This is a genomic window from Eudoraea chungangensis, from assembly GCF_029360665.1.
Taxonomy (GTDB): domain Bacteria; phylum Bacteroidota; class Bacteroidia; order Flavobacteriales; family Flavobacteriaceae; genus Eudoraea; species Eudoraea chungangensis.
The window spans coordinates 1-26269 of sequence record NZ_JARDUB010000008.1 but is presented as its reverse complement, the minus strand read 5'-3'; the positions used below and the strand labels follow the sequence as shown (position 1 = coordinate 26269).

The 26269-nt window shown below is 36.0% G+C and carries 27 protein-coding genes; 14 read left to right on the top strand and 13 right to left on the bottom strand.

Translation table 11 applies throughout. The annotated features are described in order from the left end of the window. Nucleotides 1-89 precede the first annotated feature (89 nt). From PXG98_RS15995 to PXG98_RS15970, 6 genes are all read left to right on the top strand, one after another. Nucleotides 90-656 (top strand): RNA polymerase sigma factor, encoded by a 567-nt coding sequence (locus tag PXG98_RS15995; protein WP_276392814.1) that lies wholly within the window; start codon nt 90-92, stop codon nt 654-656. A 97-nt stretch (nt 657-753) separates the two neighbouring features. Continuing rightward, nucleotides 754-1413 carry an anti-sigma factor gene (locus PXG98_RS15990; RefSeq protein ID WP_338150254.1) on the top strand — a complete coding sequence of 220 codons (660 nt, stop codon included), beginning with the start codon at nt 754-756 and terminating at the stop codon, nt 1411-1413. A 76-nt stretch (nt 1414-1489) separates the two neighbouring features. Further along, nucleotides 1490-1693, top strand: coding sequence for a membrane or secreted protein (locus PXG98_RS15985; protein ID WP_276392812.1), 204 nt, complete (start codon nt 1490-1492; stop codon nt 1691-1693). A gap of 42 nt (nt 1694-1735) precedes the next feature. After that, the gene (locus PXG98_RS15980; RefSeq protein ID WP_276392811.1) at nt 1736-2305 is read left to right on the top strand and encodes an RNA polymerase sigma factor; all 570 of its coding nucleotides are present in this window, start codon (nt 1736-1738) and stop codon (nt 2303-2305) included. A gap of 72 nt (nt 2306-2377) precedes the next feature. Further along, nucleotides 2378-3253 (top strand): lipoyl synthase, encoded by an 876-nt coding sequence (gene lipA, locus PXG98_RS15975; RefSeq protein WP_276392810.1) that lies wholly within the window; start codon nt 2378-2380, stop codon nt 3251-3253. Nucleotides 3254-3465: 212 nt separating this feature from the next. Then, complete coding sequence (locus PXG98_RS15970; protein WP_276392809.1) at nt 3466-5688, top strand: hybrid sensor histidine kinase/response regulator; 2223 nt, start codon at nt 3466-3468, stop codon at nt 5686-5688. On the opposite strand, the gene lpxK is transcribed toward PXG98_RS15970, so the two are convergent. Then, complete coding sequence (gene lpxK, locus PXG98_RS15965; protein WP_276392808.1) at nt 5677-6675, bottom strand: tetraacyldisaccharide 4'-kinase; 999 nt, start codon at nt 6673-6675, stop codon at nt 5677-5679. The genes PXG98_RS15970 and lpxK overlap by 12 nt on opposite strands. A gap of 74 nt (nt 6676-6749) precedes the next feature. Here lpxK and PXG98_RS15960 point away from each other — a divergent pair, with 74 nt between their 5' ends. The 3 genes from PXG98_RS15960 to PXG98_RS15950 are packed head-to-tail and all read left to right on the top strand — an operon-like array spanning nt 6750 to nt 9101. After that, a complete protein-coding gene (locus tag PXG98_RS15960; RefSeq protein ID WP_276392806.1) occupies nt 6750-7844 on the top strand; it encodes a Nif3-like dinuclear metal center hexameric protein in 1095 nt (364 codons plus the stop codon). Nucleotides 7845-7846: 2 nt separating this feature from the next. Further along, nucleotides 7847-8626, top strand: coding sequence for a zinc ribbon domain-containing protein (locus PXG98_RS15955; RefSeq protein WP_276392805.1), 780 nt, complete (start codon nt 7847-7849; stop codon nt 8624-8626). 58 nt (nt 8627-8684) lie between these two features. Next, on the top strand, nt 8685-9101 hold the full coding sequence (locus tag PXG98_RS15950; RefSeq protein ID WP_276392804.1) for a DUF4174 domain-containing protein: 417 nt from the start codon (nt 8685-8687) through the stop codon (nt 9099-9101). Here PXG98_RS15950 and PXG98_RS15945 read toward each other — a convergent pair. Both PXG98_RS15945 and PXG98_RS15940 read right to left on the bottom strand, forming a co-directional pair. Continuing rightward, nucleotides 9098-10459 carry an FAD-dependent oxidoreductase gene (locus PXG98_RS15945; protein WP_276392803.1) on the bottom strand — a complete coding sequence of 454 codons (1362 nt, stop codon included), beginning with the start codon at nt 10457-10459 and terminating at the stop codon, nt 9098-9100. The two genes, PXG98_RS15950 and PXG98_RS15945, sit on opposite strands and share 4 nt — an antisense overlap. Before the next feature lie 230 nt (nt 10460-10689). Further along, the gene (locus PXG98_RS15940; RefSeq protein ID WP_276392802.1) at nt 10690-11238 is read right to left on the bottom strand and encodes a ClpP family protease; all 549 of its coding nucleotides are present in this window, start codon (nt 11236-11238) and stop codon (nt 10690-10692) included. A 120-nt stretch (nt 11239-11358) separates the two neighbouring features. Between PXG98_RS15940 and PXG98_RS15935 the strand changes: the two genes are divergently transcribed. Beyond that, nucleotides 11359-12033 carry a hypothetical protein gene (locus PXG98_RS15935; protein WP_276392801.1) on the top strand — a complete coding sequence of 225 codons (675 nt, stop codon included), beginning with the start codon at nt 11359-11361 and terminating at the stop codon, nt 12031-12033. Here the strand turns inward: PXG98_RS15935 and PXG98_RS15930 are convergent, their stop codons facing one another. The 4 genes from PXG98_RS15930 to PXG98_RS15915 all read right to left on the bottom strand — a co-directional run bounded on the left by PXG98_RS15930 (nt 12034) and on the right by PXG98_RS15915 (nt 15468). Further along, nucleotides 12034-13191: an MFS transporter gene (locus PXG98_RS15930; RefSeq protein WP_276392799.1), complete on the bottom strand. Its 1158-nt coding sequence runs from the start codon at nt 13189-13191 to the stop codon at nt 12034-12036. It lies immediately after the preceding gene. Nucleotides 13192-13223: 32 nt separating this feature from the next. Then, nucleotides 13224-13625, bottom strand: a complete 402-nt coding sequence (locus PXG98_RS15925; RefSeq protein WP_276392797.1) for a VOC family protein — start codon at nt 13623-13625, stop codon at nt 13224-13226. A 42-nt stretch (nt 13626-13667) separates the two neighbouring features. Beyond that, on the bottom strand, nt 13668-14933 hold the full coding sequence (gene kynU, locus PXG98_RS15920) for a kynureninase (protein ID WP_276392796.1): 1266 nt from the start codon (nt 14931-14933) through the stop codon (nt 13668-13670). Nucleotides 14934-15000: 67 nt separating this feature from the next. Next, nucleotides 15001-15468, bottom strand: a complete 468-nt coding sequence (locus tag PXG98_RS15915; RefSeq protein ID WP_276392795.1) for a GNAT family N-acetyltransferase — start codon at nt 15466-15468, stop codon at nt 15001-15003. A 59-nt stretch (nt 15469-15527) separates the two neighbouring features. On the opposite strand from PXG98_RS15915, the gene PXG98_RS15910 reads away from it, so the two are divergent. Continuing rightward, a complete protein-coding gene (locus PXG98_RS15910; RefSeq protein ID WP_276392793.1) occupies nt 15528-16169 on the top strand; it encodes an O-methyltransferase in 642 nt (213 codons plus the stop codon). Here PXG98_RS15910 and PXG98_RS15905 read toward each other — a convergent pair. Both PXG98_RS15905 and PXG98_RS15900 read right to left on the bottom strand, forming a co-directional pair. Continuing rightward, nucleotides 16147-16707: a phosphatase PAP2 family protein gene (locus PXG98_RS15905; protein WP_276392792.1), complete on the bottom strand. Its 561-nt coding sequence runs from the start codon at nt 16705-16707 to the stop codon at nt 16147-16149. The genes PXG98_RS15910 and PXG98_RS15905 overlap by 23 nt on opposite strands. An 8-nt stretch (nt 16708-16715) precedes the next feature. Beyond that, nucleotides 16716-16997: a Sec-independent protein translocase subunit TatA/TatB gene (locus PXG98_RS15900; RefSeq protein WP_276392791.1), complete on the bottom strand. Its 282-nt coding sequence runs from the start codon at nt 16995-16997 to the stop codon at nt 16716-16718. A gap of 268 nt (nt 16998-17265) precedes the next feature. Between PXG98_RS15900 and PXG98_RS15895 the strand changes: the two genes are divergently transcribed. Continuing rightward, the gene (locus tag PXG98_RS15895) at nt 17266-18006 is read left to right on the top strand and encodes a hypothetical protein (RefSeq protein ID WP_276392790.1); all 741 of its coding nucleotides are present in this window, start codon (nt 17266-17268) and stop codon (nt 18004-18006) included. 298 nt (nt 18007-18304) lie between these two features. Beyond that, nucleotides 18305-19057 (top strand): hypothetical protein, encoded by a 753-nt coding sequence (locus PXG98_RS15890; protein WP_276392788.1) that lies wholly within the window; start codon nt 18305-18307, stop codon nt 19055-19057. A 99-nt stretch (nt 19058-19156) separates the two neighbouring features. On the opposite strand, the gene PXG98_RS15885 is transcribed toward PXG98_RS15890, so the two are convergent. From PXG98_RS15885 to PXG98_RS15870, 4 genes are read right to left on the bottom strand one after another with little or no spacing between them, the layout of a single operon-like run. Then, nucleotides 19157-21466 (bottom strand): M1 family metallopeptidase, encoded by a 2310-nt coding sequence (locus tag PXG98_RS15885; protein WP_276392786.1) that lies wholly within the window; start codon nt 21464-21466, stop codon nt 19157-19159. A gap of 56 nt (nt 21467-21522) precedes the next feature. Then, a complete protein-coding gene (locus PXG98_RS15880) occupies nt 21523-22050 on the bottom strand; it encodes a DUF6702 family protein (RefSeq protein ID WP_276392785.1) in 528 nt (175 codons plus the stop codon). 51 nt (nt 22051-22101) lie between these two features. Further along, on the bottom strand, nt 22102-22884 hold the full coding sequence (locus PXG98_RS15875; RefSeq protein WP_276392783.1) for a peptidase associated/transthyretin-like domain-containing protein: 783 nt from the start codon (nt 22882-22884) through the stop codon (nt 22102-22104). Beyond that, the gene (locus PXG98_RS15870; protein WP_276392781.1) at nt 22871-23635 is read right to left on the bottom strand and encodes a carboxypeptidase-like regulatory domain-containing protein; all 765 of its coding nucleotides are present in this window, start codon (nt 23633-23635) and stop codon (nt 22871-22873) included. Before PXG98_RS15870 ends, PXG98_RS15875 begins: the two co-directional genes overlap by 14 nt. A gap of 353 nt (nt 23636-23988) precedes the next feature. Between PXG98_RS15870 and PXG98_RS15865 the strand changes: the two genes are divergently transcribed. Continuing rightward, nucleotides 23989-26269: hypothetical protein (locus tag PXG98_RS15865; protein WP_276392780.1), on the top strand; the 2281-nt coding region annotated here is incomplete at its 3' end.

Below are 26269 nucleotides of genomic sequence, written 5' to 3'. Positions count from 1 at the left end.
ATCAATTTTATATTTTAGCGTTTAGCGTATATACGAGTCAAAAAAACAGATTGGATGCTTTTGGTGGTTTTTTTTGACGCTAGTCATTTATGAGTATACTCCTTGAGAAACATATTGTTGAATTACTTCAAGAACGAAATGATAAGGCTATTTCCTTATTGTATGAGCATTATGGCGACACCCTCTATGGTGTGGCCTTTAAGGTTCTAAGAGATTCAGAATTAGCACAGGATGTATTACAAGAAAGTTTTGTGAAAATATGGAAAAAGGCAGACACCTACGATTCATCAAAGGCAAAATTATTTACTTGGCTATTTAGAATTACTAGGAATACGGCCATTGATAAACTGCGAAGTGTTCACACAAAAACCGATAAGGAAATCCAAATAGACGTTTCTGACGTATATAATGTAGGTGTTAGTAGTATCAATCCTGACTTCTTAGACGTTAAGGAGAATATGGAGAAAATTGATAAAAAATACTGTGATGTTCTGGATGCCTTATTTTTTCAAGGTATGACACAGCAGGAAGCTAGTGACGAATTGAACATTCCACTTGGCACTATTAAGTCTAGATTAAAAATAGGCCTAAGAGAGCTAAAAAAGATTTATGGTGAAAACTCGATACTATTAGTCCTTTTAAGTTTAATAACATGAAAGATAAAATTCGATTATTTTTAGAGACAGATTTACTTGAGAAGTATCTGATTGGAAGTACAACAAAAGAAGAAACGCTGCAAGTAGAACGTGTTATATTGCGCTTTATCCGGAAGTAAGAACGTCCTATAACGAATTACAGAGCAATCTACAGGCTTATGCAAATCTATATGCCTTAAATACACCAGAGGGATTAAAGGACAAGATATTAACCAGAATTAAGGCCCAAAACACGGGGCGAAGAAAATTCAGAAGATTTGCTATTGCGGCTAGTATTACAGCCTTTTTATTTGCGGGATCTTCATACTTTTTCTGGAATCAAAATCAGTCCTTACAGGATGAAAATGTTCTAGTTAACGCCAAGATTAAAACCTTGGAAGAAGATATGAAGGAACAACTGGAAGACGTAAGAAACCAATTTATTGTTCTAAATAACCCACAGACAAAAAAGTACTTGGTTAATGGCAATAAAAAAGCAAAAGACCTTAAGGCAGTGGCTTATGTAAATCCTGTTAAAAAACTTTCTTATATAAATGTTCGAAATTTACCTAATCTCCCTGAAAATCAGTGCTACCAGATGTGGGCAGAAGTTAATGGAGAAATGGTAAACTTAGGGGTTATTAACAGCCTTGACAATAAAGATAAACTAAGACCTTTACCTTATGCTGAGAATGCTATAAGCTATATTACCATCGAATCCCAAGGTGGTACAGATACCCCCACTGTAAAAAATATTGTTGCTAATATTTCTTATTAAAAGGTATAAAAGCTAATGTATTGCAAAAGCCCCTTTATTGGGGCTTTATTTTTATATCTTTGAGAAAATTTTTAATATGAAGTTGCTTATTCTTACTATTGGACTTTTAGCGCTTGCTTTTGCTGGTATAGCTATAAAAATATGGTCTAAAAAGAACGGTAAATTTGCTGGAACTTGTGCAAGCCAAAATCCATACTTGAACTCGGAGGGAGAAGCCTGCGGTTTCTGTGGTAAAATGCCTGGGGAACAAGACTGTGCAAACGATAAGCCTATGGTTTAATACTTTAAATGCAGCGCTTCTTATTAGAATAAAACCCCCGCATTGGATAAATTTCAGGAAAATCTGCAAAACACCATCAAGCTCGCGAAGGATGGTAATCAAATCGCTTTTAGTAATTTACTAGACGCATTTTGGAATGATGTCTATGGCTTTCAATTAGTTAGAACTCAAAATGAGAATGATGCGGAAGATATCACCATTCAGACCTTTTCCAAAGCCTTCGACAAATTATCAACCTATAACGATAATTACGAGTTTAAAACCTGGCTAATAACTATCTCCAAAAATCTTCATGTAGACCTTATTCGGAAAAGAAAAAGAAACATATTGGATAGTACAGATAAAGGAAATCACGAGGCAATTAAGAAAGTACTAGACGATGCCCCTTCTGCAGAAGATCAATTAATAACAGATCAAAACTTAGCCAAACTTCTTCAGGATATAAAACAATTGAAGCCACATTACCAACAGGTAATTAACCTTCGTTATTTTAATGAGCTCACCTATTTGGAAATGGCCAATGAACTCGGAGAACCAATAAATAATATTAAGGTTAAGCTTCTTAGGGCAAAAAAGTTATTGGCAGAAATAATTCGTCATAAAAATAATTAGACTTAGACCAAAAAGTTAAAACGACTCGCAATTGATTCGATCTATAGATTGTATATTTGTAGAAAAATAGGTATGGCCATAGAAACAATTACCCCCAATACAGCTTTAAAAAGCAAACCCAAATGGCTTAGGGTTAAATTACCCACAGGTAAAAAATATACACAGCTAAGGGGGTTAGTAGACAAATATAATTTACACACTATATGTACTTCTGGCAGTTGCCCCAATATGGGAGAATGCTGGGGAGAAGGTACCGCTACCTTTATGATCTTAGGAAATATCTGTACTCGCTCTTGTGGTTTTTGCGGCGTACAAACAGGACGCCCTGAAACCGTAGATTGGGAAGAGCCAGAAAAAGTAGCACGTTCTATAAAAATTATGGAAATAAAACATGCCGTTTTAACCTCCGTTGATAGAGACGATTTAAAAGATATGGGATCCATTATATGGTCTGAAACCGTAAAAGCAGTAAGGCGCATGAATCCCAATACTACCTTGGAAACTCTAATCCCAGATTTTCAAGGAATTGAGAGTCATTTGGATAGGATATTGGCAGTGGCACCAGAGGTTATCTCCCATAATATGGAAACTGTAAAACGACTAACACGAGAGGTTAGAATACAAGCAAAATACGAGCGAAGCCTTGGGGTTTTGAAGTATTTAAAAGATAATGGGGCAAATAGAACTAAGTCTGGCATAATGCTAGGTCTTGGAGAGAACGAAGAAGAAGTTATTGAAACCCTTGTTGATTTAAGAGAGGCTAAAGTAGATGTGGTTACTATAGGACAATATTTACAACCTTCAAAGAAACATTTGCCTGTTAAAGAGTTTATAACACCGGAGCAATTTAAGAAATATGAGGTTTTAGGACTAGAAATGGGTTTTAGGCATGTAGAAAGTGGTGCCTTGGTGAGATCCTCCTACAAAGCACATAAACATATAAAATAAGACACTTATCACCCAAATAAATTTTTTTAGTATAAGAATAGGCAAAGCTTAAATCTGAATGGTGTTTGTCTTGATAAAAAACACTTCGTCGACCAAAAAGCAATAGTTACTATATTGCGTCGTTTATAAAGAGATTGTTAACAAGAGATGAAAAAGTTAGTTTTAGCCACAAAATAACGGCTAACTAGCTTGGCATTAGTAAAGACAGCTATTTGAATCCAAGATTTCTACATAGGAAGTATTTCCATCTAATACTAATTTGCATTATCTTTTTAATTAGTAATAGGTCTCCCGCACAGGAAAGAACTAATCCTGAAGCGGGAATTGAGACCTTTTTTACCCAAACCAGAGAATTTAAAAATCAGAATAAAATTAATCTTGCTCTGGAATCCCTAGATAAAGCAGCCGCATTAGCAGAAGACACCAATAATGCTAAGGCACTGGTAGACTGTTATCACAAATTTGCTCTTCTGTATTTAGAATTAGACAAAAGAGAAACCACTATTTTTTACTGGGATCGTTCTACGGTTATTTTAAATGAATTAGCATATCCATATGGGTATGCCGTACATAAATACATTGAAGCTACCTTGTTGTATGACAGCGGTTTGTTTTTTCAGGCTATTTTTATGTTAAATGAGGCCAAAAGACTTTCGAATGACAGAAACCTACTTAACAATATTTTGTTGCTCGAGGCCAAGATTTTTGTGAGCATCGAGAAGTTCGAAAGTGCAGAATTGAGTTACAATTCGCTAGTGGTAAATCAGGATATTTTTGAAAAAGACTATTTACAAACTCAAGCCTATCTGGGACTTACCCGCCTCTATTTACAGAATAACAACCTTGAAGAGAGTATTAAAAACGGGCTTATGGCATTAGAGGTTGCCGAGGCCAATCAGTTTACCAAGGAAATCTTTGAGGCTAATGAGTTACTAGGAAAAGCATACGAAACCCAAGAAAAATACGATCTTTCGCTAGTATACAATAGAAATCTGCTTTCCTTAAAGGATTCCGTATTTACTATTGAAAAGGTTAAGGCAGAATCAAAGGCGGCAGACAGAATTCAGTTTGAATTCATGGCCGATGAAATAAGCCGTCAGGATGCCAAGATCGAAGACTTAAATGAGTCAGCGAACAGATCAGAAATTACTGCTATTTTAACTTCTGCCTTCTTAACCATTATCTCCTTACTGGCAGTATCACTTTTTAGAAATAACCAAATAAAGCTCAAGACTAACGATCTGCTCCAGACAAAGAACAGGGAACTGCAGTCTGCCCGGGATGCCGCCATACAAGCTATGGATGCCAAGACGAATTTCTTATCTACAGTTAGTCATGAATTACGAACACCTCTATATGCCGTTACTGGTCTTGCACACCTTTTACTCGAAGAAAATCCAAGTGAACATCAAAAAGAACACTTGAAATCCTTAAAATTCTCTGGAGACTATTTATTAAATTTCATTAACGATATTCTACAAATAAATAAAATTGATGCGGATAAATTAGAGCCTTTAAGCATGGAGTTTAGTCTAAAAAAGGTGTTGGCAGATGTTATTAGTTCCTTACAACAAAGTGCTAAAGAGAACAAGACAAAATTAATTCTGGATTATGATGAAGAGATTCCAAAGCATTTGATGAGCGATCCCTTAAAGATTTCTCAAATCTTTATGAATTTGGTGGGTAACGCCATTAAATTTACCCGGGGTGGGCAGGTAGAAATAATTGCTAAATTATTAAAGCAACAAGAAGAAGATGTAAAAATTTATTTTGAAGTAAAGGATAATGGCATTGGTATTTCTAACGAGCAACAGCAAAACATCTTTGATAGTTTTGAACAGGGTTCTATTCAAATAAACAGAGAATACGGAGGAACGGGCTTAGGATTAACTATTGTAAAAAGTCTACTGGGTTTATTTGATAGTCAGATTCAATTGCAAAGTGTTTTAGGAAAAGGAAGTTCATTCTTTTTTGAACTGGATCTTAAATCAAAAGACAGCGTTGTAGACGATCTGAGTTTTGAAATTACAGAGAATAATTACGATTTAAACGACCTGCATGTTTTAGTAGTAGAGGATAACAAAATTAATCAGGTGATAACCAAGAAAATGCTACTTAAAAGAGGAATCAGCTGCGATATTGCAGGGAATGGTACTCTCGCCGTTGAAATGGCAGAAAAAAACACCTACGATGGTATTTTAATGGATATTCATATGCCTGGTATTAGTGGTGTAGAAGCCACAATTGAAATCAGGAAATTCAATAAAAACATTCCTATTATAGCCCTTACCGCAATATCTCTTGACGATAGTTTGGAAGGTTTTTATGCTGCTGGTTGTAATGATGTAGTAACCAAACCGTTCAAACCAGAAGTTTTTTATCAAAAAATTGGTGAAAATATCCTAGAGCATAAAATTAACAAATCAGTTTCCTAGGTTTTCCAAGAGCCGCCTAAAATGTGTAGCTCCATCTCCTAAAAACTGATGTTGGACTTCTAAATAATATAAATTCTTGACCTTCCCTTTAAGTCGCATAAAATCCTTTTCCGTAGTTAAAACCAATTCTTGCATATTAAAGAGGGTAATTTCCTTTTCGGAATAGAAATGATGGTCCGGGTAAGGCCAATGTGTAAAAGAAATATTTTGGGACGCCAAATATCCGAGCAGGGGATTGGGATTAGCGATTCCCGTAACCACAGTTACCTTTTTTGTTAACAAAGATTCTATCTTTAATTCTTTTTGCTCATTTTTTACCTCCGAACTATATAAAAACTTACAAAAAATAACTCTTTGCTTATTTTGGGGGCTTAACTTTTCACGAATAGACGTTTTAATTGATTTATCGAGTAAAGGAGGACATTTGGTTATAATAATCAAATCTGCACGATTAGCAGCCTTCTTACTATCTCTTAGGTTGCCCGCGGGCAAGTACATATCATCTGTGTAAAGATCTCCAAATGAAGTAAGCAATACCGATGCAGTAGGTTGTACCCTCCTATGCTGATATGCATCATCTAACAATATAAGATCCGGTTTACATATATCTTCTAATTTCTCAATTCCATTAGTCCTATTTGCATCAACGGCAACTGTGGCCTTTGGAAATTTGTTGTATATCTGTAAGGGCTCATCACCAATATCTTCTGCACTGCTAGAAGGCTGAGCTAAAACGAACCCCTTAGACTTCCGCTTATATCCCCTACTTAAAACGGCAACCTTCTTCTTATTTAGAAGTTGATTTAACACCCATTCAACCATTGGGGTTTTGCCAGTTCCACCTACAGACAGATTTCCAATACACAAGGTTGGTGTTAGAAAAGTATTGGATTTAAAGTATCCCTTATCATATAACAAATTTCTACCATAAACTATTGCTCCATAAAGAAGCGAAAGCGGCCAAGTCAATTTTCGAAGAAGTTGCATAAGAACGAAAATATAATATTTTATCTTTGATAAAACCCTCATGGCAATAAACCACATAAATATTTGCTTAAAATATGACTATAAGAGAAATAGCCACGATCCTAGAAGAACTGGCTCCCTTATCCTTTGCAGAAGACTTTGATAATGTTGGCTTACTATTAGGCAATATGGATAAAGAAATTAATGGCATTTTGGTGACTTTAGATTCTTTAGAAAATGTAGTTGAGGAGGCAATATCTAAAGATTGTAATTTAATTATCAGTTTTCATCCGATTGTCTTTAAGGGTATTAAAAAGTTAAACGGAGAGACCTATGTGGAACGAACCATTATAAAAGCAATTCAAAATAACATTGCCATTTATTGCCTGCATACCGCCTTGGATAATGCCAAGGACGGGGTAAACGCCAAAATTTGCGAAGTTTTAGGATTAACAAATACCAAAGTTCTTATTCCTCAGAAAGCTTCTCTAAAGAAACTCATAACCTATGTGCCTGAAAAACAGGCCGAATTTATCCTTAATAAACTGTATGCCGAAGGAGCCGGAAAGGTGGGTAATTACAGTAATTGTAGTTTTCTGCTAGAAGGTACGGGCAGCTATTTGCCAGTCAGTAATGCCAAACCATTTAAAGGGGACATTGGGAAACAGCATTATGAAAAAGAAGTCCAAATAAATGTGGTTTTTACCAGAGAAAAAGAAAATAATATTATAAAGCAACTATTAGAACATCATCCTTACGAGGAAGTCGCCTATGAAATTAGTACTTTGGACAATACAACAGGGACCATTGGGATGGGCATGCTTGGAGAATTGTCTCCTGCCTTAAAAGAAAAGGAGTTCTTTGACATACTTAAAGAAAAAATGCATGTTGCCCTGATAAGACATAGCGATTTTATTAATAGAAAAATCTCTAAAGTAGCTGTACTAGGAGGTAGTGGAGCTTTTGCTATCGAAGATGCCAAAAAAGCTGGGGCCGACATCTTTATCACCTCAGATATTAAATACCATCAGTTTTATCAAGCTGAAGGGAAGATTATTATAGCGGATATTGGACACTATGAAACTGAGCAGTTTACAAAAAATCTATTGGTTGAGTATCTTACAAAAAAATTACCTAATTTTGCAATCTCTTTATCGGAGAGTATAACAAATCCTATCAAGTATTATTAAATATGGCAGCAAAAGCAGAAACGACCGTTGAGGAAAAACTAAGAGCATTGTATGATTTACAACTAATTGATTCAAGGGTAGATGAAATAAGAAATGTAAGAGGGGAATTACCTCTTGAAGTAGAAGATCTTGAAGATGATGTACTTGGTCTTAAAACTAGATTGGACAAGCTTAAAACCGATTTGGAAACTATCAACTACGAAATTAGCGCAAAGAAGAATCTAATCGAAGAATCGAAAGTGCTAATTAAAAAATATGCCGAACAACAAAAAAACGTAAGAAACAGCAGGGAATTTAATTCCTTAGCTAAGGAAGTAGAATTTCAGGAATTAGAAATTGAACTAGCCGAGAAAAACATTAAAGAATTCAAGGCTCAGATAGACCAAAAGAAGGAAGTCATTAGTGAAACTAAAGAAAGGCTTAGCGAACGAGATGCTCATTTAAAGCACAAAAAGAGTGAATTAGATGCTATTCTTGCCGAAACAGATAAAGAAGAAAAGGCCCTTTTAGCTAAATCTGAAGATTACGAAAAACAAATTGAAGAAAGATTGGTGCTAGCGTATAAAAGAATTCGCAATAATGTTAAAAATGGTCTTGCAGTTGTACCAATTGAAAGGGGTGCTTCCGGAGGTTCTTTTTTTACTATACCTCCCCAGGTGCAGGTGGAAATAGCATCTAGAAAAAAGATCATCACCGATGAGCATAGTGGTCGTATTTTAGTAGATCCTGTTTTGGCGGAAGAAGAACAAGAGAAAATGCACAAATTGTTTAAAAAGATTTAAGCATTTATTATACACAACTTAAGCCACCCATGGGGTGGCTTTTTTGATTCTTTACTTTATGGTACAAAGAATACTTATTAGCCTATTTTTAACCTTATGTACCTCTATTATGAGCAGTCAGGAATTAGCTGGTTTTAAATGGAAAAAAAGATTGGTTGTAATAGCAGATACAGCTTATGAGGACGCTAGTTCCTGTCCTCAGATTGCACTTTTTAAAGAGAGCTTTGAAAAAACTGAAGATAGAGACATTCTCGTACTATTCTACAATGGTAAAACATTGAAAGATACGGAGGGTTTTTATGAAAGTCTTGTTCTCCCTGAGGGATTTTTTCGAACCAATTCAGAACTTGTTCTCCTAGGCAAAGACGGTTATGTAAAATACAGAAGTCCGCTACCCGTAGAACCTAGGGAAATATACATGATAATAGATCAAATGCCCATGAGACAATCGGAAATACGAAACAAGCCTAATTAAACTGCTATTTCTTCCACTGCCAGGTACTGAAGCAATTGGTTTTCTACTTCTCTACTATCCCAAATTTCTTCTATATTTTCTATAGCCATTATTTTTTGCATAATTTTTTCTTGCTTATCACCAATCGCCATGGCTTCGGCATATGGTTGATCAGAGAATGTTACTCTTGAATAAACTGGAATCCACTTATCCGGGTGCTTTTCTGTGAAAGACTTTTCAATTTTCTTTTGAAGTAAAAAGCTGGGATTTGCAGTTTTGCTGCTCATTTCAATGAAATTTCTATAACTCAATTCTGCAATGGCATCTGCATTGGGCTTTCTACTTTTCTGATAGGCTTGAAAAATTGTCTCCCATTCATCTCCATGTTCTAAGATTAACTGATTTAACACATAAATATCTTCAAAACCGGCATTCATACCTTGTCCGTAAAAAGGAACTATTGCATGGGCAGAATCACCAACTAAGGCTACCTTATCCCAGTAAGTCCATGGGTAGCATTTCATAGTAACCATGGCACTTGTGGGATTCTTAAAAAAGTCTTCTTGCAAATCCTGAATTTGGTCTTTGACATCTGGAAAGTATTCCTTAAAAAACCGTATAACATCTTTCTTTTCTTGAAGCTGCTCAAAACTTATATCCCCCTCGAACGGTAAAAACAATGTACAGGTAAAACTTCCGTCTAGATTAGGCATGGCGATAAACATAAACGTGTCTCTAGGCCATATATGAAAAGAATTTTTGTCAAGTTTATGCGAACCATCTGCATTAGGAGCAATAGTGAGTTCTTTGTACCCTACATCTATAAAGTCTTGTGAATAATCAAATCTGCTCCTCCTTTGCATTTTATGCCGGATTCTTGAAAAAGCCCCATCACAGCCAAAAACCAAATCAAATGCATACTCTTTCCAAGCGCCCTTTTCCGTGTCACCAGTGAAAATCTGGGCGTCTGGTAAATCAATATCCCAGACCTTTTCATTAAAACGAAATTCAACCCCTTCGGCCTCTGAAAGCTCAATCATTCTTTTATTCAGTAAGCCTCGGGAAATAGACCATATAGCTTCATTTTCTTTTCCGTAATTCTGATAATAGATTGGCTTTCCTTTTACATGCATCGCTCGGCGATATAAGGGTATAGCGATTTCCTTTATTTCTTTTTCAAGACCTACTTCTTTTAGGGCTTTCCAACCTCTGTTGCTCATTGCTAGGTTAATAGAGCGCCCGGAAAACTTTATAGTTCTAATATCTGGTCTTCTGTCGAAAACGGTAATCTGATGACCATGCCGTCTAAGGTATATGGCCAAAAGTGAGCCAATAAGTCCCGAACCAGTAATGGCAATATTCTTAGTTAGTTGCGTCATAATTAAAAAAGTGATGCCGGGGTTTAAGAGTAAATGTACTAAAATTAATCTTCAGGTAGTCTTAGGACATCTCAAAGTACACATAACTGTGGGTTTAAGAAATTTGGATTCTAAAAATCCAATTGATCTCAATAACTCGTATCTATTACACCATCCGCTACGGCGTCTATATATAAAAAAGGCCTTCTTTATATTTAAGAAGGCCTTCCCTTTATAGATTAATATTGGGGTTATTCCAAAACTCCATCTACTATTCCATATGCGACAGATTCTTCCGCATCCATCCAATAATCGCGATTAAAATCTTTCATGATTTTATCAAAAGACTGACCACAATTATCTGCCAAAATCTGTGCTCCAATTTCCTTCGTCTTTATAATTTCTTTTGCCTGAATTTCTATATTCGAGGCCTGGCCTCTTGCCCCACCACTTGGCTGGTGAATCATTACTCTTGCATGTGGTTGAATAAAACGACGTCCTTTTTTTCCAACCGACAATAAAATAGAACCCATGGATGCCGCTAAGCCCGAACAAACCGTAGAAACAGGACTTTTTAGAGATGTAATAGTATCGTATATGGCAAAGCCCGAGGTTACATATCCTCCTGGACTATTAATAATTAATTGTATTTCTTTATTATTTTCAGAATCTAGAAATAATAATCTGTCAATTACATGTTTTGCTGAATCGTCATCGACCATGCCCCATAAGAAGACCTTACGCTCACTTAATAGTTTATCCTCTATAGCTTCTTGAACTTTTCCTTTTTTCTTACTCATTTTTTCTGATTTGATAAAAACCAAAATTAATCATTTTATTGGGATTTCGAACCTTCATTATTCCAAGTATTATACTTCCATTAAATTCTAAAACCACTTATCTTTGAAAAAAACACTTAGATGAAATTATCTATCCTAATTCCATTAGTTGCCTGCTTATTAATATTCAGTTGTAAAACAGAGCCAAAAAAAGAAAAAACAGCTCCGGAACCTCAAAAAAGCATTCCGGAAAAAATCGCCCATGCTCATGGTATAGATTATTGGAAAAAGGTTGACAAGATTAGGTTTACTTTTAATGTTGATAGAGACACCTCGCATTTCCAGCGGACTTGGATCTGGGATCTAAAACAAAACCAAGTCACTTCCATCACCGAATTGGACACAACGACTTATAGCAGATCCGAAATAGACTCTCTAACCGCCAAGGTGGATGCAGGTTTTATAAATGATAAATATTGGCTACTTGCTCCCTTCAATCTAATTTGGGACCAGGCTGCTTACTCCTTTGACCATAGTACAGAGGAAATAGCTCCAATAAGTAAAAGTCCTATGCAAAAACTAACCATAGTATATGGAGGTTCCGGAGGGTATACCCCCGGCGACGCCTATGACTTTTATTTTGGAGATAATTATTTGCTAAGGGAATGGGTATTTCGAAAAGGAAATCAAAAAGAGAATTCTTTAGTTACTACATGGGAAGACTATGAAGCTATCCAAAATCTTGAGATTGGTAAAAGACATAAAAATGAAGATGGTAGTTTCGCCCTTTATTTTACAGATATAAAGGTTAATTAACTACGGTCTTTTATCTGCAGTCCTCTTTAATACAAATGTGGTAAGTAATATAGCAACCGTAGAAATTAATAAAGAAACAAAGCTAAAACTTAATGAAAATTCTTCTGCTATAAAACCCAGTATAACAGGGCCTACTAAAAATCCTGCATACCCAGTTCCTGCAATAAATGCAACGCCCTGAGAAGATTCCACTCCTTTTACATGTCCGCCAATTCTAAATAATTCTGGAACTATTACCGAAAATCCCAAACCGGTTAAAGCAAAACCTATAATGGCTAGGTTAAGACTAGTCGTTAATACCAAGCCATAGCCCAATATGGCAATTGCAGATCCCAGAGCGACTATCTTTACAGAACCTATTCTGGCGCTTATGGCATCTCCGAGAAAACGGCCCAGGGTCATAAATATTTGAAACCCTAAAAAACCTGCTCCCCAAAACGCCACCGGAGCCATGGATACTTCCTTTAAGAATAACCCGCTCCAATCAACAATTGCTCCTTCACTACCCATGACAATAAAAGAAATAACTCCCAAAAGTAATAAGGGTCTAAAGTTTTTAAAACTAAACTTTTCCTTTTCAATTGGTGCAGCAGTAATTCTATAATAGAATCTAAAAAATAATAGATTCACTAGCAAAACAACGCTTACCGCCATAGTCATATGCAAAAATCTATTGGCCAATATTGGAATAAGAAAACTCCCCAAACCTGCCAACACACCCCCTAAACTAAAGAATCCATGCGAAGCGGACATAAAATTCTGCCTGTCTTCTTTTTCAATTTCAGTTACCAAAGTATTCATAGAAATATCTGTAAATCCATTTGCCGCTCCAAAGACAAATAATGCACAAGCCAGGCTATAAAAACTAGGTGCAATTAAAGGAAACAAAGCGGAGAAACAGCTTAATGCTAAACCAATTACCGTTGCCCTTCCTACTCCTAGACTGTTTATGATTCGGGAGGCTATTGGGAAAATAGTAAAGACCCCTAGAGAAAGAAAAAAAATAGCGATGCCAAGAGTTGCCTTGTTGATATCTAAATCTTCTTTTACGGAAGGAATATAAATGGCCCATGTGCCAAATAGAATATTAAGGCTTGCAAAAACCCAGGCAGGGCCAAAGTATCTTGGATTTGAAAGGATAAGCCTTAAGGATTTCATAGTTTTCTATGGAAAAGGCCAAATATAAAGTATTACCTAAAAACAGAAGTGATTTCTAACCTATTATTATCGGGGTCCAAAGTTTCAAATTCGTAGTAGCCGTCTCCTGTCTTTCTTGGACCTCTAAGAACTCTAAGGCCAGCACTCTTCATTTTTATTGCCATAGAATCAACTTCCTCCATAGTATCAACGCCAAAGGCTATATGAATTAATCCTATATGCTGTTTATGGACTGTATCATTAGAATTTTCGGGTATATCTTGTTTTTGCATTATTTCTAGCCTACTACCAGACATAAAATCAATGAAATAGCTCTTAAAACCAGTCTTGTCATTGAGGTACTTATTACTGGCAGTACCGCTGAACCAGTTTACATAGAATTTTTTCATCTTTTCCAATTGATTGGTCCATAGTGCAATATGTTCTATTTTCATTTGTACAATTAATTGCTTTTAAAATTAAAAAATGAGGATTATTTAGTTAAGTATTCCTTGTTTTAGAATTTGCCCAAACCTAAACATATCCTCAAAACTACTATAAAAAGGTGCCGGTGCCAGCCTGATTACATTAGGTTCTCTCCAATCTGTAATAACCCCATTCTGATGTAGATATTTATGTAAAGACTTACCCTCTCCATGCAAGAAAACAGATAGCTGACATCCTCTGTCTTCAGGAGTAATAATTTCAAAATCGGTTTCTAATTCCCGGCTAATTTCCTCCAGAATAAACGCCAAATAGGCCACCAATATCTCTCGCTTTTCTATCAACGAAGCCATTCCTACTTCTTCAAACATTTCTAAAGAGGCCAAATACGGTGCTAAGGCCAGCACTGGCGGGTTACTGATTTGCCAAGAATCTGCCGTTCCAATAGGTTCAAATTGGGGTTCCATTTTAAATCTCGACTCTTTCTTCGTTCCCCACCAACCTTCAAATCTAGGCATATTCTCATCTGTCAGATGCCTCTCATGCACAAAAATCGCCGAGGCATTTCCTGGACCGCTATTCATATATTTATAGCTACACCAGGCAGCAAAATCTACACCCCAAGAATGAAGTTGCAAATTAACATTGCCTACTGCATGTGCCAAATCCCATCCTACCAATGCTCCTTGTTCCCGACCAGCCTTTGTGATTTTTTGCATGTCAAACACCTGTCCATTGTAATAGTTGACACCGCCGATTAAAACCAGGGCCAATTCATTACCGACTTCTTGAATTTTATTAAGTACATCTTCCATATGCCAATGATGCTCTCCTTCTCTCTTCTTTATTTCAACAATAGCATCATCTGGATTATACCCATGAAATTTAACCTGACTCTGAAACATATACTGGTCTGACGGAAATGCTTTTTCCTCACATAGAATTTTAAACCTTTTACCTTTAGGTCTGTAGAAGCTCACCATTAAAAGATGTAAATTAATGGTTAGACTGTTCATAACTGAAATCTCTGTAATTTTTGCACCTACTACTTTTGCCAAAGGAGGTGCCAGTCTTTCATGGTAATCCCACCACGGTTTATTTGAATAAAAATGACCATCTACTGCAAGATTCTTCCAATCCTCCATTATTTCATCTACAAATTTCTTAGTAGATTTTGGTTGAAGCCCCAAGGAATTTCCGGTAAAATAAATAACATCTTTCCCATCTATCTGGGGAAAATGGAAAGCCTCTTTAAATCTATTAAGAGGATCTTTTTTATCTAAACTTTGCGCAAATTCAAGTGAATTCTTAAATATCATAGTGCATTTTACTTCAAAAATACGATATCTTATGATACCAATTGTCTAAGCTTAGTGTATAAAAAATTCATTTACTTGGCATTCTCATTTGAATTAAATGTCTTTTAAAGCCTACTTTTTCATAAGCAGCGATTGCAGATTGGTTTTCAGTGTAAACCGTTAATCTCATTTCCTTAAATCCTTTTAATGAAGTCCACTCTTTACAATTCTCCATTATCATACCATTAATACCAAAACCTCTATACTTTTTCAAGGTGAACATAAAACCAAAATTGGCAAACTCCTCATGATCTAAATAGGGTCTTGCCTCACGTATAGTTACACTGCCACAACTAACAATTTCACTCAAATGCTCAGCTACATAGACCACTGCATTTTTGTCTGTCAAGATTTTTTCAAGCGAATAATACTTTAGAGGATCTTCTCGTATTGTGGGATCAAAAGGCCGCTCGGCCCTTATCAAAGCTTGCTCAAACTTTTGTAAGGTTGGAAGATCGTCCAAAGTAGCCTTTCTAACTACAATATCCTTTAGCATATCTAAATATATTTTAATTCAAGATAATGTTTTAATCTATATTTTTACAAAAAGTAAAAATGCATTTTCTCGAAGAATCTTTAGAGAATTATATAACGGATCACAGCCAGGAAGAGCCTGAAATCCTTAAAAGTCTTACGCGTGAAACACACTTAACCGTAATTCAGCCAAGAATGATTACCGGGCACTATCAAGGGAGAGTTCTAAGTATGCTCTCTAAAATTATTCAGCCGAAGAAAATACTGGAAATTGGAACATATACCGGATATTCTGCTATATGCCTCGCAGAAGGACTAGCTCCTAAAGGTGTTCTGCATACAATTGATATTAACGAGGAACTCCTAAATATTCAAACTAAGTATTTTACCTTAAGTGGGAATGAGGATAGGATTATTCAGCATACTGGAGATGCATTAACTATTATTCCAGAATTAGAAGGACCTTTTGACTTAGTCTTTATAGATGCCGAAAAGAAAGAATACAAAAAATACTATGAGTCGGCAATTTCCAAGACAGCTAAGGGTGGACTAATACTCAGCGATAACGTTTTGTGGTCAGGTAAGGTTATCAAGCCTTTAAATAAAAAAGACCAGGCTACAAAGGCTCTTTTGGAATACAACAACTATCTTAAAAATGATCCACGAGTGGCCACAGTAATGCTTTCTGTAAGAGATGGACTTACACTTTGTAGAGTGCAATAAGGTAGTTGAAAATTGCATAAAAGATATAAGCAAAAAAAATTCCAACCACCGCTCCGACTAAAATATCTGAAGGAAAATGAACACCGACATAAATTCTACTATACGCAAATATAATAGGCCAAAAAAGCAAGCTCCAAACCCATTTATTTTTCTCCCTAAAAAGTAAAATGGCGAAGGAGGTCATTGCAAAAGAGGAAGAAGCATGGCCAGAAAAAAAACTAAATCCGCGTGCGTTAACTAAAACTCTAATTAAGGGCTTAATATCCATGTCGTTATTAGGTCTTAGTCTTTCGAAATAACTTTTGGTCAGATCAGTAAAGCCTAAGGTAAATAGAAGAAGTATAACAAAGGCCGATATAATAATGGAAGCGCGTTTCTTAGGGTACCTAATAAACACAAATACAATTAAGGAAATTATGAGAGGAATCCAAGAAGCTATATCTGTTGTGTTAATCCAAAATAAATCATAGCTCTCCGATCCTAGGTTGTTTAAATAAATTAATATTCTCTTGTCCCAGATCAAAATATCTTTGAACATAAATAGATTTATTTTCGCTTAATTGTCCCCGTGACATCGTCAACATTTTTCTTCACCTTGTCAATTTCATTTTTAATATCATCGGTAAAACTGGTATCTATACCCTGTTTTTCGGCACTCTTTTGAATTTCTTTCTTAATATCGTCCGTAGCATCTCTTAATTGACGCATCCCTTTCCCAAGTCCCTTGGCTATCCCTGGAATTTTATCTGCACCGAAAACCATTACTACTATGAACATAATAAAGAAAATCTCGGCGCCGCTAATAAATAAAACAATCATTCCCTGCATAGAACAAATATAGTTAAGTTGGTTACGTATTAAAAAAATTAAATAACAAAAGAAACATCCTCGGGTATTCTGATGGATTTTAAACCGAATGGAGTATTACGAATAATTCTCAAATCAATACAGGTTATTACAAGCTTTAAAACAGATAGATTCGTTAGAAAGGACCCTTTGCCTAGGTATTTCAACTGGTTTAGTGGTCCATTTTAAAAATTGTTTTTTCATATTAAATCTTATTTGTAATTTGGCAACTTCAAAAAAAAAATTCATCATGCAAAAATCACTCCTCAGTTTTCTCAGTTTTTTATTTATTTCCATCTCATTAAACGCTCAAAGCACGGCTCCAGGCAGCGTCAGGGCGCAGGGTAATCCTCTAGACAGAGATATGGCACTTAGATGGTTAAACAATGCTGATAATATGAATAGAGCCCGCAGAAGCAAACTCGATCTTAGTACCATTGAAGGCTCTGTATATTACAACGAAAACTTTATCAAGGGTGACGTGTTTTATTTAACAAAATTATTTGATAGTTATCCGATGCGGTACAATGCTTTTAGTGATGAAATAGAGATACAAAGAACGGAGGGCAGTCCTTTAGAATCCGTGTATAAAAGCACTTCTTTGACATGTATTATAGACAATGAAAGTTATGTGTATTCCAAATATTTCGATAGCAAAGGAGAAATTAAGGAGGGTTATATTATTCGTCTTAATGAAGGTTCCAAGTACGTCCTATTTGAGAAAAAAACCAAAGTCTATAAAGAAGGAAGAAAAGGTGCAACTTCTATGCATCCAACCTACCCGCCAAAATTTGAAGATAAGCACGATTATTTTATTTCAGCTGACGGCGAGGTACCTGTGCAATTTAAAGGATCCAAGAAAGAGTTAACCGCCATATTTGGCAATGAAAAAGCTTCTGAATTAAAATCTTTTATCAAAAAAAATAAGATAAAACTAAACAAGGAAGAAGATTTAGTTAAGCTTATGGAGTTTGTAAATGACAATGCCTAATAAAAAAGGTAGTCATCCAAATTGTCTAAATTAATCCAAGATTTTTTGCGCCCAAGGACTAAAAAGCGTCTGTTTTAAGGACAAACACTTTCTTGCTTTCACCCGAGCTTTACAAACTTTTAGAATAGTTGATGCCAAACATTTTCCTTCAAGTATTCCAATGCAAAAACGTCTTTTTCTGTTTATTCTGATTTAGGTTTAACTATAGCTATCTGTTTAAGGGAACTATCAGTTTGTAGAGACTCCTTTTTTTAATACTGAATATTCTTTATCTTATGAAGACAAAAGAATATATCAAATGAAAAAGTCCTTAGGTTTCGCAATACTCTTTCTTATAATCACCATTTCTCTAAACGCTCAATCAGGGCCAGGCGGGGCATCACCGACAGGATTACAAAGTATTGGAGGTTCTGGAGATTTAGACCGGCTAACAAGGTGGCTTAATAATGCAAGTAATAATATAAGAACTTCTGCCTCTAAAATATCTCTTGAAAACATAGAAGGTTCTGTCTATTTTAATGATGAATTTATTAAGGGGGATGTTTTTTATCTGGATAAACTATTCGATAGTTACCCTATGCGTTACAACGCCTACAATGATGAAATTGAAATAAGAAGATCTAAAGATAGTCCCTTAGAATCTGTTTACAAGAGTACTTCTTTGACATGTATAGTAGACAATCAAAGCTACTTATATTCAAAATATTTTGATGGTAAGGGGGAAATTAAGGAGGGTTATATAATCCGCCTTAATCAAGGGCCAAAATTTGTCCTTTATGAAAAGAAAAGTAAGCTATATATAGAAGGCAGAAAAGCTGCAACATCCATGCACCCTTCCTACCCTCCTAAATTTGACGACAAGCACGAATATTTTATTTCGGTAGATAGGGAAATACCTGTTCTATTTAAAGGGTCAAAAAAAGAATTAAGCGCCGTTTTTGGCAGTGAAAAAACCGATGAAATAAAATCCTTTATAAAACAGAATAAAATCAAACTTAACAAAGAAGAAGATCTAATAAAACTTTTGGATTTCGTAAATACCAACGTTTAAAAGATCCTAAAACACCAACAGATTTATTGTAAAAAAGCCTAATAAGTCCATTTAACAGGCATTATTTCTACTAAATAATTAAGGATAGGAAAATAACCTCTATTTCCCTTTGATTTCCTTCTTAAACCGCTCAAATTCTGATTTTTGTTCTTTCGCCGGCCAGCTATTATTAGAAAGATCTATATCGGCTGTTTCTAAATCCGGATCAATGGTGAAGGCAATTATTTCCTTTTCAGATGCTATCACACGTTTAACCGACTTATCATTCAAACGCCAAATCTGAGCAGGAAAAGTTACTTTTTTGCTAGTCCCATCCGCATAGGCATATTCTACGATAATGGGCATTGGAATTCCTCCAGGCTTCTGAAAAACTATTTCATAGAAATACTTTGGGTTCTTTAGAGTAGTTCGCTCCTGAACTGATAAATTATCCAATACATATTCATTTAAAGTGGGGACGGTCTCAAAAGCTTCTTTTCCCTTAAGCTCTTCATTAAAATCCTCATCTTGTTCATCCATGAGATAGACAAAAGAAGGATAATTATCCTCTGAATATCCGCGAGAATTTAAATACTCCTGCATTTTCTTATTGGGCTTATCACTAACATAGAATTTGTTCACAGATTGTATTCCTATATCTACATAATCTGTTGAATAAAACCAGCCTCTCCAATACCAATCGAGATCTACCGCTGAGGCATCCTCCATTGTTCTAAAAAAGTCTTCTGGAGAGGGATGTTTAAACTTCCATCTATTGGCATAAACGCGAAAAGCATGATCAAACAATTCGCGCCCCATAATGGTTTCTCTTAAAATATTCAAGGCGGTAGCAGGTTTGCCATAAGCATTTGGACCTAACTGGAATACGTTTTCCGGATTAGACATAATTGGCGATAAGGTATTCTGTTCTCCTTTCATATAAGGAACAATCTTTGCCGGAGCCCCGCGTCTTGATGGGTATGCTAAATTTGGGGCAATAATATCCGGATAAGCCACTCCGAACTCCTGTTCCGCCATATATTGCATAAATGTATCCAAACCTTCGTCCATCCATGCCCATTGTCTCTCATCAGAGTTTACAATCATGGGAAAAAAGTTATGTCCCACTTCATGTATAATTACGCTTATCATCCCAAATTTTACTCTGTCAGAATAACTACCATCCTTCTCTGGCCTACCATAATTCCAACAAATCATAGGATATTCCATCCCTTGATTTTTGGCATGAACAGAAACTGCTTTGTGATATGGATAATCAAAAGTATGGGAAGAATAAGATTTTAAAGTGTGCGCAACTGCCTTCGTAGAATAATCTTCCCACAGAGGATTACCCTCCTTAGGATACAGGGAAACCGCCATAACATCTCTGTTTCCAATTTTTACCGCCTGCATATCCCAAATAAACTTTCTTGACGTGGCAAATCCAAAATCTCGAACGTTTTCCGCATTAAATTTCCAAGTTTTTTTATCCTTAGAAAACCCTTTCTCAGCAATTTCAGCTTCCTGTTGAGTAACAATTAAAACTGGCTTGTCATAGGATTTTTTAGCTTTCTCATAACGATTCATCATTTCCTTTGAAAAGACCTCTTTTCTATTCGCTAATTCTCCAGTAGCGTCTAAAATATGATCCGCAGGAACTGTAATACTTACCTCATAGTTCCCAAAAGGCAAGGCAAATTCCCCATCACCCCAAAACTGAAAATTTTGCCATCCTTCTACATCATTATAAACCGCCATTCTAGGAAAAAACTGTGCTATTACATAAGATCTATTGCCGTCTTCTTCAAAATATTCATAACCAGATCTTGCTCTATCTACGGTATGATTTGGAATATTATACCACCACTTTATAGAAAAACTAACTTGATCTCCGCTCTTAAGAACTTCCGGAAGATCTATTCGCATCATTGTCTGGTTTATTGTAAAAGGCAAATTATCTCCAGAGTTATCTTTAACGAATTCTATGTTAAATCCTCCATCAAATGTCTCTGACATCATGTTTTGCACATACTTATCAGAGCTATATGCCAAAGAAAGACCTTTACTGGGATCATGTAACGGAGTTTTAGAATCTCTAGCCCTTCTGTTCTGATCCAATTGTACCCATAAATATTCCAAGTTATCCGGAGAATTATTGTGATAGGTTATAGTTTCTTCCCCATAGATTCGGGCATCCTTGTCGTCTAATTCAATTGATATTTGGTAGTCTGCCTGTTGTTGATAATAATCTGGTCCAGGTGCCCCAGATGCAGACCTATAAGTATTGGGCGTTGCGAACTCTTCGTACAATTGTTTAAACTTGTTAGTATTTAAATGTCCTTGGGGGGGAGTAGGCTGGTTATTTTGTGCATTAATAAGTGTAATACTAACCGTAGAAATCAAAAAAACCAAAAAGAACTTACGCAACATAAAATCAAAATTTAGCTGCGAAAATAGAAAAAATGAGAAATTATAATAGTTCTAACTTACAAGTTTAACATTCCTTTATTATTGTCACTATTAAATACGAAGCTCTTTTTTATATCCTCAATTCTCAGATGAGTAATATTTTGTTGTTCCTGAAAAACATCAAGAAGAATAAGGTTTGTTACCTCGATATTACTTATCCTTTCTAAATCAATATCCTCTATTTCTAAAAAACAGACAATCATGTCATTTTCATACTTCTTACCAATAAAATTGGCTTTTGTATAAACCCCGTCAATAGAAAACTTCAATCTATTGGTTAAGTATTTTTCAATCCAAGTATCAGAATTCATGTCTTCTTTCTCCGTAGCCAAATACGTTTCCAACTCGTAACGTTCTAGAAGAGCCTTTTCCAAATCATCAATAAATAATCTGCTAGTTACCTGAATTGCTTTGTCTTTTTCAGAATATTCTACCTGGGAAACACTTACATAAAATTTATGATAGTATGTAAAAGATGATGCCCCCAGAATAAACATGGTTAAAAGCGCATACGGTATAAATTTTAGTCTTCCTATTATATACATAAAAAACTTTCTAATAATTCCAAAATTCAGGTTTAGTAAAAAATCCCATGCTTATTCTTCATTCGATAATACCAAGTATTGACTACTTCGTCTTTTTAGATACTCCCAAATCTTAAGTCGGTCTCTGGTGTCTACCACAGAACTAAAAGAGGAATCAATCTCACAGTAATACATAAAATCTTCTATTTTATCTGAAGGGATTCCTAAATTTTGGACAAAAAGTGAATCCGCATAAAAATCACGAACCCTATTTGTTCTGGCATACTTTTCCTGATATGCCAGAACCTTCTTTAAGTATTTAGTCCTTCCAGTAATGGCATTCAAGATAGGATTTAAAGGCACTAGGCCCCCTCCGGTAGTAGCTTCGAACAATTTACGTTCTGCTTGTGTAATAGGTTTTACATAGGCATTAGGCAAACCAAGCGTAGAGGCAACAACAACTTTGTCAGTCTCGATATTATTCATATCTCTGCTTAGGTCACCTGTTAAATTAAAAGGTAATAATACTACTTCATCCAATTCATTCACAAATTCTCCAAGTGGCACTATAATATAACCACTACTGAGTATTGCGGGAGTAATTACTAAAGATTTTCTCTGAAGTTGAATTGCCGAAAACATCAGGGTATCGTTCACGGCTGCACGTATTAAAAATTCTCCCTCACTATTAGTGATAGTTGCTCGTTTCTGTGTAAGATTTAAAACATGTACATCCGTGACTCCTTCGCCCATATTAGTTACTTTTCCCGATAATTCAGTATCATAACTCGTTTGGGCCTGAATTTTAATGCAGACGAAAAATAATAGTAGGATAAACCATTTAATCCTTGTCATACATTTCTAAAAAAGAATTACTTTGATTCACCAAGAAATCAATCAGTTCAAACTCATTGTCTTTTTTCAACAAAGATTTGGGTGGCAACTGCTCGTCACAGTAATACAAAAAGGCATCAATTTTATCTTCTGGTATATTAAGATCTTCCGTAAAAAAGTCATCCTCATAAACCAGCCTTAAAACCTCACTAGTCTTTAATGGCTCATCAGGATTATCTTTTTTAGTTCCATCAGTATTTACTAGAGCTTTAAAAATATTTACGAAATTTATTCCATCTTTTAAAAGCCCTCGGGAAATCTTATCTTGGGCAATGTTCACAACCTCTGTAGATTGATCTGTTTCGTATTCATAACCTTTAAACTCTTCATTCTGTAATTGCAAAAACCTTTCTTGGTTTTCAGGACTAACAACTACTTCATCCAGGGCAGTGACTTTTTCATTAACCTCTACTACAAGCCTGTTATTATCCAGGATTTCTTGTGTGATTTTTATCATTTCTATTTGATAATTTATAGAAGTAAATACCAGCTCATCGTCTACCTTAACGCGTATAGCAAACTCCCCATTATCATTAGTTATAGTTGCTCTTTGGGAGGTACTGTTTATAACATTCTCATTAGGCACATTAACATTACGGTATAGTACCTGGCCACGTAGTAATGTCCTCTCGTCTTCCTGAGATTGCAGATTAAATGACCCCAGAACAAATAATAGTAATAAAATACGACAACCTTGATTAACTATCTTCATTATTAAATATATCAGTTTATAAAGAAAATGTATGTTTCCCTGATAAAAAAATTTGCACCCTTAAAACTTTTGTTAATTTCTTTAAGATTAGGCAGTAATTGCCTTAGTTGTGCAATCGAGGTGCGGTCCAAATGATTATAATTGATTTGTTAAATACTATTTAAGCCTTTCAACTACAATTCATGTATTTTGGAGTATAAAATTAATTATAACACTAGATAGTCTTATTTTTGTAAACCCTCTAATAATCAATACATAACCATTTGAAATTCAGAATAAAAGACTGAACTAGTACATAAATATTTCCAATAAAATCCAGAATACTAGTATCTTAATTCTTAAAAAATACCTCCATGAAAAAAGTTGTATTTCTAGTAAGTTTTTGTCTCTGTAATATTTTGTCTGGCCAGATAAAAATCGGAGATAATCCTCAAAATATTAATCCTAGTTCGGTTTTAGAATTAGAAAGTAACGAGCGTGTTTTGGTAATTACCAGGATTAATACGAGTCAGATGAATTCTATTATTCCCTCAGCTGGAGCCTTGGTTTATAATACCGATGTAGGCTGTGTATTTTTTTATGACGGCATATCTTGGGCAAACTTATGTGAAACCTTTGGACTTTCTTTTACGGCCGATCCTTTGGTTAACCCGATAAGTACCATAGTAATAACAGAAAATGGTAATAATAGAAATTTTGAAGTCGGAGAAATAACAGGGAATAACATAGTTGATTTTAGTATTGGGGGCATAGATATTCAGAATAATTCCATTTCAGCCGAAAAGCTCTCAGCAGATTCTGTTGGCAGTGAAGAATTACAAGATAATACGGTGGGAGACGCTGAAATAAATTACAATGAAGTTACTTTGAATGACTTTACAAATGACGCTGGCTATATTACAGGCGCCAATATAGTAAGTTCCGAATTAAACAATTCCATAATTGATAATAACGGCGCATATTATGACGATTCTTTACTACAGAACAATATCGCAGCAAATACGGCTGCCATTGCCGCCGATGAGGATACAGATGCCACAAATGAAATACAAAACCTTCAGCTTACCGCAAACACACTTCAGCTTACCAATGCGAATAGCGTTGATCTCAGGGGAGTAGGTTCAGACGAACAAGACTTAACCGCAGCTACTCTAAGTCCTACAAATATTTTACAAATTGACATAGAAAATGGTGCCTCTGCCTCAGTAGACCTATCTTCTCTAAGCGGAACTGGTACAGATAATCAAAACCTAACGGGAGCAAGCCTTAGTCCAACGAATGTCTTGCAAATAGATATTGAAGATGGTAATTCCGCAATCGTAGACCTGTCTTCCCTCAGCGGTACCGGTAGTGATGACCAACAAATATCATTAACAGGAGGCAATGTTTTAACTCTCGAAAATGGAGGTAGTGTAGACCTTAATCCTTTTTTTGACAATACGGATAATCAAACTATAACCGACTTCTCTTTTGATGACCCATCGAATGTCCTAAGTATAAGCTTGGAAAATGGGAATACAGAAACCGTTAACCTATCTGCTCTTGCCACCGCCGCAGGAACAGATGACCAACAATTAACCATAACCGGCTCTAATATTTTAACCCTCGAAAATGGAGGAACGGTAGATTTAAATCCATTTTTGGACAATATGGATACGGACGATCAGACCATTTCAAATTTCTCTTTTAATGATCTTACGAATGTAATAACAATTACCCTTGAAGGAGGCAATACGCAGACAGCAGACCTCTCTGCCCTGGCAGCAGCGGCCGGATCAGATGATCAAATTGCTACTGAAGTACCTTTTACAGCCTATACATCGATTACTTCACCTAATGTACAAGGAGCTCTTGTTCAACTAAAGGACGAATTAGACGCCATAGTCACCGGAGGCGGAGGTAATCCTATTGATGAATTACAAGATTTACAACTCTCAGGAAGTATTTTAAGCTTAACAAACCCTGCGACTTCTGGAAATTCTGTTAATCTAGATGGTTTTATTGACGATGCCGACGCCGATCCTATCAATGAAATTCAGGACCTAAGTCTTGCCCTAAACACCCTGACGATTAGTAACAATCCCGCGGCAACACCAATCGACCTTTCTATCTATTTGGATGATACAGATGAACAGACAGCTGCCCTGGTACCGGTTACCGCTACCCCAACCAACTACAGCACCACCACGGCAGATGTGGAAGCACATTTACAAGGAATTGATGCAGCGCTTGCCAGCGGAGGGGGTAATCCAACCGATGAAATTCAGGACCTAAGTCTTGCCCTAAACACCCTGACGATTAGTAACAATCCCGCGGCAACACCAATCGACCTTTCTATCTATTTGGATGATACAGATGAACAGACAGCAGCCCTGGTACCGGTTACCGCTACCCCAACCAACTACAGCACCACCACGGCAGATGTGGAAGCGCATTTACAAGGAATTGATGCAGCGCTTGCCAGCGGAGGGGGTAATCCAACCGATGAAATTCAGGACCTAAGTCTTGCCCTTAACACCCTGACGATTAGTAACAATCCCGCGGCAACACCAATCGACCTTTCTATCTATTTGGATGATACAGATGAACAGACAGCAGCCCTGGTACCGGTTACCGCTACCCCAACCAACTACA